12 protein-coding genes and 1 pseudogene are annotated in these 13,043 nt (G+C 38.3%); 3 read left to right on the forward strand and 10 right to left on the reverse strand.

Features of this window, described 5'->3' with window-relative positions; genetic code table 11:
* Positions 1-5: 5 nt before the first annotated feature.
* Entirely contained in the window at positions 6-632 is a 627-nt protein-coding gene (gene sdhC, locus DET63_RS01775) for a succinate dehydrogenase cytochrome B558 (RefSeq protein WP_002015407.1), read from the reverse strand.
* 298 nt (positions 633-930) lie between these two features.
* On the opposite strand from sdhC, the gene DET63_RS01780 reads away from it, so the two are divergent.
* Entirely contained in the window at positions 931-1,380 is a 450-nt protein-coding gene (locus DET63_RS01780) for a YslB family protein (RefSeq protein ID WP_113935688.1), read from the forward strand.
* A 115-nt stretch (positions 1,381-1,495) separates the two neighbouring features.
* Here DET63_RS01780 and uvrC read toward each other — a convergent pair whose 3' ends face one another.
* The 8 genes and pseudogenes from uvrC to DET63_RS01820 form a co-directional block, all read right to left on the reverse strand.
* On the reverse strand, positions 1,496-3,280 hold the full coding sequence (gene uvrC / locus DET63_RS01785; protein WP_113935689.1) for an excinuclease ABC subunit C: 1,785 nt from the start codon (positions 3,278-3,280) through the stop codon (positions 1,496-1,498).
* A gap of 148 nt (positions 3,281-3,428) precedes the next feature.
* The gene (gene trxA, locus DET63_RS01790) at positions 3,429-3,743 is read right to left on the reverse strand and encodes a thioredoxin (RefSeq protein WP_000974757.1); all 315 of its coding nucleotides are present in this window, start codon (positions 3,741-3,743) and stop codon (positions 3,429-3,431) included.
* 211 nt (positions 3,744-3,954) lie between these two features.
* On the reverse strand, positions 3,955-4,932 hold the full coding sequence (gene etfA, locus DET63_RS01795) for an electron transfer flavoprotein subunit alpha (RefSeq protein ID WP_113935690.1): 978 nt from the start codon (positions 4,930-4,932) through the stop codon (positions 3,955-3,957).
* Positions 4,933-4,968: 36 nt separating this feature from the next.
* Positions 4,969-5,742 (reverse strand): electron transfer flavoprotein subunit beta, encoded by a 774-nt coding sequence (gene etfB, locus DET63_RS01800; protein WP_002088867.1) that lies wholly within the window; start codon positions 5,740-5,742, stop codon positions 4,969-4,971.
* 78 nt (positions 5,743-5,820) lie between these two features.
* Complete coding sequence (locus tag DET63_RS01805) at positions 5,821-6,597, reverse strand: enoyl-CoA hydratase (RefSeq protein ID WP_002088868.1); 777 nt, start codon at positions 6,595-6,597, stop codon at positions 5,821-5,823.
* Positions 6,598-6,608: 11 nt separating this feature from the next.
* Positions 6,609-7,196: a fatty acid metabolism transcriptional regulator FadR gene (locus DET63_RS01810; protein WP_087945806.1), complete on the reverse strand. Its 588-nt coding sequence runs from the start codon at positions 7,194-7,196 to the stop codon at positions 6,609-6,611.
* A gap of 106 nt (positions 7,197-7,302) precedes the next feature.
* Positions 7,303-8,988: a long-chain-fatty-acid--CoA ligase gene (locus DET63_RS01815; protein ID WP_113935691.1), complete on the reverse strand. Its 1,686-nt coding sequence runs from the start codon at positions 8,986-8,988 to the stop codon at positions 7,303-7,305.
* A 192-nt stretch (positions 8,989-9,180) separates the two neighbouring features.
* Positions 9,181-10,356 (reverse strand): annotated as a pseudogene (locus DET63_RS01820) (BclA C-terminal domain-containing protein); the annotation flags it as partial.
* A gap of 950 nt (positions 10,357-11,306) precedes the next feature.
* Here DET63_RS01820 and DET63_RS01825 point away from each other — a divergent pair.
* A complete protein-coding gene (locus DET63_RS01825) occupies positions 11,307-11,810 on the forward strand; it encodes a DinB family protein (RefSeq protein ID WP_113935693.1) in 504 nt (167 codons plus the stop codon).
* 134 nt (positions 11,811-11,944) lie between these two features.
* Positions 11,945-12,277: a YfjL-like protein gene (locus tag DET63_RS01830; RefSeq protein ID WP_088293456.1), complete on the forward strand. Its 333-nt coding sequence runs from the start codon at positions 11,945-11,947 to the stop codon at positions 12,275-12,277.
* A 64-nt stretch (positions 12,278-12,341) separates the two neighbouring features.
* Here DET63_RS01830 and DET63_RS01835 read toward each other — a convergent pair whose 3' ends face one another.
* Positions 12,342-13,037 carry an ABC transporter permease gene (locus DET63_RS01835; RefSeq protein ID WP_113935694.1) on the reverse strand — a complete coding sequence of 232 codons (696 nt, stop codon included), beginning with the start codon at positions 13,035-13,037 and terminating at the stop codon, positions 12,342-12,344.
* Positions 13,038-13,043 lie beyond the last annotated feature (6 nt).

Raw genomic sequence — 13,043 nt, forward strand, 5'->3', positions numbered from 1 at the left:
ACTCCTTACTGGTTTGCTAGCTGTGGATCGATGAACGCTAATAATGCACTCACACCTACATAAGATAGACCTAAGAAAATAGCTAATGTTACATAAGTAGAGATTCTTTGTGAACGTGGAGATACTGTAATTCCCCAGCTTATGCAGAATGTCCATAGTCCATTTGCAAAGTGGAAAATTGTTGAAACAACACCAACTAAATAGAAACCAAACATAAATGGGTTGTTTAAAATATCTGCCATCATATCATAGTTTACCTCTTTACCTAACAATGCTTGAATACGAGTTTCCCAGACGTGCCAAGAAATGAAGATCAGCGTAACGATACCTGAAATTCGTTGGAAGACGAACATCCAGTTACGGAAATAGCCGTAAGATACCGCATTGTTCTTAGCTGTAAATGCAATATATAAGCCATATATAGCATGGTACAGTATAGGTAAAAAGATGATGAAAATTTCTAGCGCATACCGGAATGGAAGGAGCTCCATAAAGCCTGCAGCTTTGTTAAAAGCCTCTGCTCCTCTTGTTGCAAAGTTGTTTACAATTAAATGTTGCGTCAAAAAGACACCAACCGGGATGACCCCCATTAATGAGTGCCACTTACGAAACGTATACTCGCGGCCTTTCATGTCCCCATTACCCCCTTGAATGTTTGACTGCTGTTTTCAGATTAATTTACAACAATAATGTTTTTTCACTATTGGCATAAGAAAAACTGAAAAAATTATTCAAAATATTTCAGCATAATTTGATTCCAAGTTCATTTTACCCCTATTTTTGTCGAAGCGTCAAGAAAACGTATACATAATTTGCATATAATTTGCCAATTCTTTTTTTTTCTTATATATTCAGATTTACCCAAAGAAAAATCTGTTTTTATAAATGAAAAATGTTATATAATAATCCCTATAGAAAGAGGGGAATATTGTGAGCAAAAATACAATCGATATAACATCTTTAGAAGATGTTTCATTGAACGCCTTCGCTTATGAATTGCTACGTGAAGAATTACTACCTGATTTAATTGGTAACGATTTAGATGGTATTTTATACTGGGCCGGTAGAAACCTTGGGAGAAAATATCCGCTAGAAACAATTGAAGAAGTCATTCAGTTTTTTGAAAAAGCTGGTTGGGGCACTTTAAGCATCATTGAACATAAACGTCGTGAAATGCAGTTTCAACTTAAAGGTACACTTATTACTGAGCGTCAAAAACAAAAAAGACATTCATCTTATCAATTAGAAGCTGGATTTATCGCCGAGCAAATTCAAAAACAAAGAAACGTCGTTGCAGAGTCCTATGAGGAACAGAAAAAACGTTCAGACTCTATTACATTTCTTGTTAAATGGGATATAAAAGATCTCATTGAAGTGTAGCATCTACTTACAGTCAACTAGACATATAAGTTTAGTTGACTTTTTTGTATATTCATTCAGGTGAGTTTATTTTAAATCTTCAGAAATTATACCAAAAAACAGAAGACGTTGTAAACTACAACGTCTTCTTATCTGTTAAATAAGTATATATCATCTCTGCAATATTTTTCGGCATACCTGCTTCGACAAATTCAGCTATGGAAGCTTCTTTCATCTTTTTTAACGAGCCAAAATGTTTTAACAATACCTTTTTTCGTTTATCACCGATTCCTGGAATATCATCCAATGCTGATTGAATGACCGATTTCCCGTGCAACTGGCGATGGAATGTAATTGCAAATCTATGCACTTCATCTTGAATGCGTTGCAATAAATAAAATTCTTGGCTATTCCTCTCAAGCATCACAGGTTCAGGCGGATCTCCAATGATTAAATGTGATGTTTTATGCTTGTCATCTTTTACAAGCCCTGCCATTGGAATATATAATCCGAGTTCATTCTCCAGAACATCACTTGTAGCGGCCAGATGGCCTTTTCCACCATCAATAATGATTAAATCTGGTAAAGGTAAATTTTCTTTAAGCGCCCTCGTATAACGACGTCTTACAACTTCCCTCATAGACTCGTAATCATCAGGACCTTGAACCGTTTTAATTTTATATTTCCGATATTCTTTCTTCGCTGGTTTCCCATCGATAAAAGCAATCATTGCTGAAACAGGATTTGTTCCTTGAATATTCGAATTATCAAACGCTTCAATACGATATGGTGTTTCAATCCCTAGTTGCCTCCCGAGATTATCAACAGCTTTAATCGTCCGTTCTTCATCACGTTCAATTAAGTGAAATTTCTCTTCTAGTGCAATTTTTGCATTTTTATTTGCTAATTCCACAAGATCTTTTTTCTTCCCACGCTTCGGCTGTGTCGCTTCAACTTCTAAAAAGCGCTCTACTAATTCTGAATCTATACTTCCTGGAACAACAATTTCCTTCGGCTTGAAATGACTACTGTTTTCATAAAATTGACCGATAAAAGTTAAAAATCCCTCTTCTGGTTCATCATAAATCGGGAACATAGAAACATCACGTTCAATTAGCTTTCCTTTTCGAACGAAGAAAACTTGAACACACATCCACCCTTTATCAACTGCATATCCAAACACATCACGATCCACTAAATCACTCATAATCATCTTTTGCTTTTCCATAATTGCATCAATATGAGCAATTTGATCTCGCAACTCTTTCGCCCGTTCAAATTCTAGCTTTTCTGAAGCCTCATACATCTTCGTTTCTAATTCTGAACGAATTTCTTTATGCCCACCGTTTAAGAATTTAATAATTTCATCAACAATTTCTTTGTTTTGCTCATCCGTTACTTCTTTCACACAAGGTGCTAAACATTGACCCATATGATAATACAAGCAAACTTTATCTGGCATATTTGAACATTTACGAAGTGGATACATACGATCTAATAATTTCTTTGTTTCATGTGCCGATTGCGCATTTGGATAAGGCCCAAAGTACTTTCCTTTATCCTTTTTTACATTTCGCGTAATGAGTAAGCGCGGCTGTTTTTCGGCTGTAATTTTAATGAAAGGATATGTTTTATCATCTTTTAATTGAATATTATATTTTGGATCATATTTTTTTATTAAATTTAACTCTAAAATAAGAGCCTCCAAATTTGAGGAAGTCACAATATATTCAAAATCAACAATTTCTCCAACAAGCCGAAGTGTTTTCCCATCATGCGAACCAGTAAAGTACGAGCGCACACGATTTTTGAGTACCTTTGCTTTTCCGACATATATAACCGTTCCCTGCTTATCCTTCATTAAATAACAACCAGGTTGATCGGGCAAAATTGCTAACTTCTCTTTTAAATGCTCGTGCACTCGTCTCCCTCCATTTCTACATGCTTATCATTTTTATTTTCACATAAAAACATACTATGCCAAAACACCCAACATACGTTCTTTTATTGTAACGGAAAGGTTGTAAAAAAGAAAATAAAAAAAGCTACCAAATGGTAGCTTCTTTATTTTAGAAGTGTTTAGAAACTAATTCTACTAACGCTTCTTTCGGTTTATATCCTAACGCTTGATCAACCACTTTACCGTCTTTTAATACGAAAAGAGCTGGAATGCTCATTACTTCGAATTGACGAGCAGTTTCTTGGTTTTCATCAACGTCAACTTTTACTACTTTTACTTTCTCGCCTAACTCTGAATCGATTTCCTCTAATACAGGAGCGATCATTTTACAAGGTCCGCACCAAGGCGCCCAGAAATCTAATAGTACAACACCTTCGCTAGTTTCAGCTGCGAAGCTTTGGTCATTTGCATTTATAATTGCCATTTTATTTCCTCCTTCAAGTATATTCTACCAAGAGTATATCATTAACTTTTATACGTGGCGAATATTATGTATCGTTATGTATTGTAACAAAAAAATGTTCCTTTATACTATATAAAAATATGGATGAAATACTAAAAAGATGAGAGACAGGGGATCTCTCACCTTTTTCTATATATAGGGGTACTTCACTTGGAACTCAAGGGTACTCAAATCATGAATGTACTTTTAACTTTTTAAACTCTTCTGTTAAAAGAGGTAATACTTCAAACAGATCTCCGACAATACCATAGTCAGCTACTTTGAAGATACTTGCTTCTGGATCTTTATTAATCGCAACAATTATTTTTGAATTAGACATACCAGCTAAATGCTGAATCGCACCAGAAATTCCGCATGCAATGTATAGGTCTGGTGTAACAACTTTACCTGTTTGACCAATTTGTAATGAATAATCACAGTACTCTGCATCACAAGCACCACGAGATGCTCCAACAGCGCCGCCTAGTACGTCAGCTAATTCTTTTAACGGTTTAAATCCTTCTTCACTCTTCACACCACGTCCGCCAGCTATAATGACTTTCGCTTCAGAAAGATCAACACCCTCTGCAGTTTTACGGACAACATCTTGAATGATTGTACGTAAATCTTTCACATCTACTGTAATAGAAGACACGTCACCACTGCGAGACTCGTCTTTTTCAAGAGTTGCAATGTTATTTGGACGCACTGTCGCAAATAAGATACCCTCTGTTACAATCTTCTTCTCAAATGCTTTACCAGAGTAAATCGGGCGAGTGAAGATAACATTTCCACCTTCAACTTCTAAAGCCGTTACGTCAGAAATTAAACCAGCTTCTAATTTCGCTGCTAATTTTGGTGATAAATCTTTACCAAGTGCCGTATGTCCAAATACAATGCCTTCTGGCTTCTCTTCAGCATATACAGCTAAAAACGCTTGTGCATATCCATCAGATGTATATGATTTTAATTTATCATTTTCAACTGTCACAACGCGATCTGCACCGTAATGAATCAATTCATTTGCAAAAGAGGCAACGCTGTCTCCAACTAGAAGACCTACCACTTCACCGCCTTCTGCAATTGTTTTTGCTGCTGCTACCGCTTCAAACGAAACGTTGCGTAGCGATCCATCACGAACTTCACCCATTACTAATACTTTACGAGCCATAGATTTTCCCTCCTGCATATATAATTTCGTATTTTATTAGATTACTTTCGCTTCTGTATGGAGCAACGATACAAGTTCTTTTACTTGATCTTGCAGCTCGCCTTGTAACACTTTTCCTGCATCTTTCTTAGGAGGCAAATAGATTTCAATTGTTTTTGTTTTTGCTTCCACATCATCTTCTTCTAAATCTAAATCATCTAATTCTACTTCTTCTAGTGGCTTCTTCTTCGCTTTCATAATACCTGGAAGTGATGGATAACGCGGTTCATTTAAACCTTGTTGCGCTGTTACTAGAAGAGGTAATGATGATTCAATTACTTCTGTATCCCCTTCAACATCACGCTCAATCTTCACATTTGTACCATCAATTTCAAGCTTCGTAATCGTCGTTACGTATGGGATATTTAACGCTTCAGCTACTCGTGGACCAACTTGTCCAGATGCACCGTCAATCGCAACGTTCCCGCCTAAAATTAAATCTATTTCTTTATCTTTTAAATATTCAGCAAGTACTTTTGCTGTTGTAAATTGGTCACCATTCTCAACATCATCTTCAATGTTAATTAGTACCGCTTTATCGCAGCCCATCGCCAATGCTGTGCGAAGTTCTTTTTCACTATCCTCGCCACCAACTGTTATAACAGTAACTTCTCCACCTTGTGCATCTCTTACTTGAATTGCTTCTTCAATCGCATATTCATCGTAAGGGTTGATGATGAATTCCGCTTCGCCATCGTAAATTGCACCGTTTTTAATTACGATTTTTTCTTCTGTATCAAATGTTCGTTTCATGAGTACGTAGATGTTCATTTCATTTACCCCCTTATTTTTCAGAAAGATTCTATCAATTTTAAAATTCTGTTAATTTGTATTAAAAAAATAATTGGATTACCTACCACTAAATGAAGGCTTACGTTTTTCTAAAAACGCTGCTACGCCTTCTCTTCCATCTTCACTCGTAAATACTTCACCAAAAATCTGTGATTCACGCTGTACACCTTCATAATAATGAGACGATTTTGTCGTTTGTAATAACTCTAGCACAGCACGGGTTGTTGCTGGGCTTTTTCCAGCAATCTGTTTTGCAATTTTAAGCGTATCTTCTAAAATGGATTCTTCAGAAAACACTCCGTTAACAAGTCCCCATTGTAATGCTTCTGCGCCAGTAATTGGTGTACTTGTTAACATCATTTCACAAGCTTTCGCTTTACCAACATAACGTGGTAAGCGCTGTGTACCTGCAAAACCAGGAATTAATCCAAGTGTTAATTCAGGTAAACCAAGCTTTGTACTTTCAGTTACAAAGCGCATGTGGCAAGACATAGCAAACTCCAGGCCGCCGCCAAGTGCCGCTCCATGAATTGCCGCAATAACTGGTTTTGAACATTTTTCAACACGCTCAAACGTAACTTGTCCAAGCTGTGCTAACTCTGTTGCTTGCTTCGCTTCAGTAACAGATGTAAATTCTTTAATATCTGCCCCTGCTGAGAAGAAGCGTCCTTCACCATGTAGAACAACAACACGAATGTTATCATCCTTTTCCACTTGATCGATTAATTCAGTAACGTCATGCATAACTTGTGAAGACATCGCATTAGCTGGAGCATGGTTTAACGTCGCCACCGCGATATGATCTTCAACTTTTACAGATAGGAATTTCAACATGATCCCTCCCATTATTTACGATAACCACAAGCTGCAATAAGTAGCCCATGTACCGTTTTTGAAAGTGCGACCAGATCATACTTATGATCGCTCATTACCCAATTGGTCACAACTTCATCTACTGTTCCAAAGATCATTTGTCTTGCCACGCGAACGTTTAAATCCGCCTGAAATTCACCTTGCTTTATACCTGTCTCTAAAATCTCATCCATAACTTGTAAGTAGCCTTTTAATACTTCATTTATTTTAAGGCGCAAGTCTTGATTGGACTGCCTTAGCTCTAATTGCGTAACGATAGCAAGAGGATCATTTTGTGACAACAGCAAGAAGTGCGTTTCTACCAACATGAATAACTTCGCTACAGCGCTTTCAATTCCTGCTATTTTTTGACGAATTGTTTCAACAAATTCTCCCATCTTCTCTTGGAATAAGGATATTAATATATCTTCTTTATTTTTAAAATATAAATAAATCGTGCCATCAGCTACCCCAGCTTGCTTTGCAATTTTAGAAACTTGCGCTTGATGGTATCCATTCTCCGCAATCACAATGACTGCAGCATCAATAATCTGATTGTATTTCGGTCTATTTTTCTTCACTTTACTGTCCCCTTCAAGAAGATGACTGAATGAATAGTCATTCATATTCTTATAATACTGACTATTTAGAAAAGTGTCAATCCTATTTTTTCAAAAAGAAAGGGCCTTAGCCCGTTTGCTCATCCTCATTCTTTCTCTTCTCTTCATCTATTAGGACACGACGTAAAATTTTTCCGACTGTCGTCTTCGGCAACTCACTTCTAAACTCATATACCTTCGGAACTTTGTAAGCTGCTAAATATTTACGTGCAAACTGATCTAATTCTTCTTCAGAACACTCAGCACCTTCTTTCAAAACAACAAACGCTTTTACAGTTTCCCCTCGATACGGATCAGGAACACCGATTGTTACCACTTCTTGCACCTTTTCGTGTTCATATAACACTTCTTCTACTTCACGAGGATATACGTTAAAGCCACTAGCAACGATCATATCTTTCTTACGATCTTTCACATAGAAAAAGCCATCCTCATCCATGTATCCTACATCACCTGTATGGAGCCAGCCATCTTGCAGTACAGCTGCCGTTTCTTCTGGCTTATTCCAATACCCTTTCATAATTTGTGGGCCCTTTACAACAATTTCACCAATTTCACCTGGAGGTAATGACTCTCCTGTTTCAAGTGACATGATGATTGCCTCTGTATCCGGCCACGGTACCCCAATACTTCCCGGCACACGCTTTTCCCACAAAAAATTCCCATGTGTAACTGGTGATGACTCCGTTAATCCATAACCCTCTACTAATTTACCACCTGTAACTCTCTCAAACTCCTCCTGCACTTCTACAGGAAGCGGTGCAGAACCACTAATACAAGCCTGAATTGAAGAAATATCATATTCTTTTAAAAGAGGACTATTTAATAGAGCAATATAAATGGTTGGTGCTCCTGGAAATAGTGTAACTTTATGTTTCTTAATTGCTTCAAAAACCATTTTCATATCAAACTTCGGAATAAGCACCATTTTATATCCTTGCATAATACTTAGATTCATTACAGCTGTCATCCCGTACACATGAAAAAACGGAAGAACACCAAGAATTACCTCTTCTCCTTCTTTACAATTATATAACCAATGCGCTCCCATTAAAGTGTTCGAAACGAGGTTTTTATGCGTTAACATAACCCCTTTTGGAAACCCTGTCGTTCCCCCTGTATACTGCAAAAGGGCTAGATCATTTTCAGGATCACATGGAACTTCAACATCAACATTACTTTCTCTTTCTACCGATTTCCAAAGATGAATCGTTTCGCTTTCCGACACATTCACAACAAGATTTGCCTGCTTTTTTTGTACAAATGGATAAAGTAAATTTTTAGGAAATGGTAAAAAATCTGCAATACGGGTCACGATAATGTGCTCAAGCTTTGTTGCAGTTTGAACGTTAGTAACTCTCGGAAACACTAAATCAAGGCACAGAATAACTTTTGCCCCTGAGTCATGAAGTTGGTACTCCAGCTCTCTTTCTGTATAAAGAGGATTCGTTTGTACGACAATCCCTCCCACAAGCAAAGTACCATAATAACCAATTACAGATTGCGGACAATTCGGTAACATAATCGCAACTCTATCGCCTTTTTCAATACCAAGCCTTTGAAGGTAATTCGCAAATTTCTTTACCTTGTCATGGAAATCTGAAAATGTAACATCTTTACCTAAAAAGTGAAGCGCTTTCTTTTCTGGATAACGAGCAGCCATTTTCTCTAAATATCCATGAAGTGGCTGAATATCATAAGAAATTGTCCCTGGAATTTCATCTGGATAACTCTGCAGCCAAGGTTTTTCCACTCTCATTCCCCCTTCCAATACTTGTGAAAATAAATGAATGTTCATTCATGATAGTTGTTTTCATTATATTATAGTCATAACAGCGTTACAATCATAATATTCTGAATTTTTATAACTATGCTTTACTTCCTTAACTTCTTATTATATGTAGAAACTCTCCTAATTTTAAAAGAATAAGAGAGTTCACGTTACTTAGCTTAATCTTATAATCGTTAAAACTGCACCAGGTGTAGTCGTTGATAACGTGGCAACAGCTAACAATCCAAATAACTGCAAACTAATTGCACTCCCCGCTGCAAGAGTCGTAATAATTGTTGCACTAAATGATGTCGTTGCTAATGCAGGGGAATTGATAGTTCCAGCAAGCGCTGCTCCATTAATTGTAATCCGCGAACTGACTAATAATGAGGCCGTTATATTAATTGTATATGAAATATAATAATTCCCGGCATTTGCGGCCGTAAATACTGTATTCCCCCCAGACACAGTAATTCCCGGACCGATATTTTGATTATTTGGAAGTGTGACATTTGTCCCACCAAGTAATACTGATATTGCCGTACCCGATGTATTATTCGCAAATGCATACGTAGCAGTTATACTTGTACCTGTATCTCCTGTTGCTCCTGTTGGACCTGTTGCTCCCGTTACTCCTGTTGGGCCTGTTGGGCCTGTTGCTCCCGTTACTCCTGTTGCTCCTGTTGCTCCTGTTGCTCCCGTTACTCCCGTTGAACCTGTCGCTCCCGTTGGGCCTGTTGCTCCCGTTGAACCTGTCGCTCCTGTTGCTCCTGTTGCTCCTGTTGCTCCTGTTGCTCCTGTTGCTCCTGTTGCTCCTGTTGGACCTGTTGCTCCCGTTACTCCTGTTGGGCCTGTTGGGCCTGTTGCTCCCGTTACTCCTGTTGCTCCCGTTGGACCTGTTGCTCCTGTTGCTCCTGTTACTCCGGTTGGGCCTGTTGGACCTGTTGCTCCCGTTGCTCCTGTTACTCCCGTTGCTCCTGTTACTCCCGTTGCTCCTGTTACTCCCGTTTCTCCTGTTACTCCCGTTGCTCCTGTCGCTCCTGTCGCTCCTGTTGGACCTGTTGGACCTGTTGGACCTGTTGCTCCTGTTGCTCCTGTTACTCCCGTTTCTCCTGTTACTCCCGTTTCTCCTGTTGCTCCTGTTACTCCCGTTGAACCTGTTGCTCCCGTTACTCCCGTTGAACCTGTTGATCCTGTTACTCCTGTTGGACCTGTTGGACCTGTTACTCCTATTACTCCTGTTGGGCCTGTTGGACCTGTTGCTCCTGTTGGACCTGTTGGACCTGTTGGACCTGTTATTCCCGTCGCTCCCGTTGGACCTGTTGGACCCGTTACTCCCGTCGCTCCCGTTGGACCTGTTGGGCCTGTTGCTCCCGTTACTCCTGTTGGACCTGTTGGGCCCGTTACTCCCGTTGGACCCGTTGCTCCTGTTGCTCCTGTTATTCCGGTTGCTCCCGTTGGACCTGTTGGGCCTGTTGGGCCCGTTACTCCTGTTGGACCTGTTGGGCCCGTTACTCCCGTTACTCCTGTTGGACCTGTTGGGCCTGTTGCTCCCGTTATTCCCGTCGCTCCCGTTGGACCTGTTGGGCCTGTTACTCCCGTTGCTCCTGTTGGACCTGTTGCTCCCGTTATTCCTGTTGCTCCTGTTATTCCTGTCGATCCTGTTGGACCCGTTGCTCCTGTTGGCCCTGTTGGCCCCAACTTAGGAACTGTCCCATCGCAACTAAAACAGCATGAATCAACATGTACACCGTTTTGATTATTACACCCACAATTATTGCTCCATAAAGACATGCTGATCCCTTCCTTCGTGTTCAATCTTTTAAGTACAGCCAACAATTAAGAAACATCATTCTAATAAAAACTTGGTTTTATTTTCACTATCAACTACCCGTTCTAAAACAAACCTTTTATAGACAAAGGTTCGTTCCTAACATTCTAATAATTATTACATGCAATTCTCTCTCCTTTCGCTTGTACTTTCGCCTTCCTCATTAAACGAATTTCCTCTTCTTCTCATGGAAATCAGGATTTAGCCCAACAGCTCTTGCCTTAATTGGAATCGAAATTTCAGCGCTCGGTTCAGCGATTATTCAAATCTTTATCGTTAGGGCAAATTTAAACGTTGCTGTACTTGGAGCGCCTTATTTCTTGTGGTTGATGAGGAAGAGTGGGAAAAAAGTTAGTTAATTAAGGAGGCTTCGTGTTAGAAGCCTCCTTAATTATTTTTTGTATTATTTACAAGGAACCTCGTTTTTCTTCACGAATTTAACTTATGAATATAAATGAGGGGGATAAAAATGTACCAAACAATTGAAAACTTTTTACAATCATGGAAATATGAAGCTGAGTCTACTCAGAAGATGCTCGATGCATTAACCGATGAATCTTTATCACAAGAAATTGCACCTGGGCACTGGACTTTAGGGAGAGTCGCTTGGCATATCGTTACAGCACTTCCTGTTATGCTATCAGGGACAGGGCTTAAGTTTGAAGGAGAAACGAAAGATTATCCTGTACCAACTTCAGCAAAAACAATTGCAGATGGGTATCGCAAAGTGAATACGGCTTTTATTGAAGCACTTCAAAGTGAGTGGACTGATGAAGACTTAACTACTATTAATAACTTCTTTGGTCGTCCTATGCCGAATTCTATATTTTTAATGACACTCATCAATCATCAAAATCACCACCGCGGACAGATGACTGTTTTAATGCGTCAAGCTGGCTTAACAGTCCCTGGTGTATATGGTCCTGCAAAAGAAGAATGGGCTGCTACTGGAATGGAAGCTCCCCAAATGTAACGACAGAAAAAGACAAGGTGTTTATGCACCTTGTCTTTTTCTGTAACTTGTTTCATGTGAAACTATTTTCTACTAAATGGTATTTTATGAGAAAATACGTTAAGATAAATTCATATTAATTGGAGGGAACTAAATTGAATACAAAAAACAAAAAAATAACAATAAGAACTCTCTTACTAACTTCTATCATTGGAGTTATCAGTGTATCTCTTTACTTCACAAGTTATGGTACCCCTTGGGGAAAACAAACAGCAATTGCAGAATCAAAAAATTATATTACAAAATACTTTAATCTAGATGCAAAAGTCAAAAATACTTCTTACGATTCTAAAATGAATAGCTATGCAATCGCCTTTGAAACAATTGAAGATGGAGAATTTACTATCGAATATAAAGGTCCTAATAACTTTAACATTTCTCCAGGAGTGCAAGAGTATTTAAGCAAACACTATAAATTTACAGAGTAGTAACGAAGCATACATATACAAAAAAGAGTTGGTATAACGCCAACTCTTTTTTTACGTATTCTTGTCATACTGTTATATCTTCCTTCTCTATATTTTTAATTCCGTAATATGCAATCGCAGCTCCAATCGCAGCAAGTGCTAGTTGAAGGGGAAGAAAAGTTGCTGTAGAAAGCATAGGAGTGTTATTAATTGCAATTGATACAACAATCAGAGATGAAACAATTGTAGTTGGCACCGAACGTTTACGCATTCCGAAATATAGAGGGATTAAACTTATTCCCGCAGTTGCAATGGCTAAAGGAACAAGGTTTATCCCTTCTTGCTTCAATTGATCTATTGTGAATGAATTAGGAAGAATTGAAAAATAGCTATCTATCCCAAAGAAAACTCCCACCACTAAAATGTTAGATAAAATAACTGTTATAAATGTTACTATCGCTATAATGGCCAACTTACTACTCATCATTTTCCTCCGATTAATAGGATAAGAAAACATAAGTAGGATTGTTTTGTTTTTATATTCACTAATTATTAACCTTGCGATTAATACACTACCAAAAATAATAAATGTTGCTCTTACTAATGTACTAGCCGTTAATAACATCATCTGCGGATCCCTTATTTCCGGATCACCTTCTACTTGAGCAACGATGCTCGTAAAGATCATTAATGCCAGTATAGCGATATTTGCAATAATCGCTCCCCTTACATACCATCCAAGCTTAAACTTCTTCATTTCTAGCTTCATAAGATGTAGCATAATAGT

Source organism: Bacillus sp. DB-2 (genome assembly GCF_003315125.1).
Taxonomy (GTDB): Bacteria; Bacillota; Bacilli; order Bacillales; family Bacillaceae_G; genus Bacillus_A; species Bacillus_A mycoides.